The sequence below is a fragment of the Helicobacter sp. T3_23-1056 genome, assembly GCF_053654535.1.
This window is the reverse complement of the sequence record NZ_JBSIUU010000105.1, coordinates 1-415: the sequence shown is the minus strand read 5'-3', so window position 1 is coordinate 415 and position 415 is coordinate 1. Positions and strand designations below refer to the sequence as shown.

Genomic DNA, 415 nt, shown 5'->3' with positions numbered 1-415 from the left:
ATAGATTTGGAGGGATTTTTGGGATTTGCCTGCATATCTTGCCTTTGTGGATTTTGATTTGGCATTATAGCGTTATTTGTTGTGGATTTTTGGGCTTGGGGGGTGTGTGGCGTGGCGTGCGTGGATTTGCTAGCTTTTGGAGGTTTTGGGCTAGATTCTAAGGCTTGTTTGCTTGCGCTTTTTGTGGCGTTTTGTCCAGCTTCTTTGCTAGCTTTGCCAGCTTCTTTGCCAAAAGATTTTATGATAGATTCTATTGTTTTGCTAAAAACACTCATTGCTAAAACCCCCCTCGTGTAAGATTCCCGCTTACATTGCCAAACCCCCCAACTCCACCAAATCCCCCGTTTAGCTCATAGTATCCAAAACCCCCATAAGCATTAGAATCTGTGCTAAACCCTCCGCGTGATAGATTTGC

The 415-nt window shown here is 44.1% G+C and carries 1 protein-coding gene; it reads right to left on the bottom strand.

Annotation, left to right across the window (positions count from 1 at the left end; all coding sequences use genetic code 11):
- On the bottom strand, positions 1 to 275 hold a 275-nt coding region (locus tag ACWIUO_RS13905; protein ID WP_454178477.1), incomplete at its 3' end, for a hypothetical protein.
- Between the last annotated feature and the right edge of the window lie 140 nt (positions 276 to 415).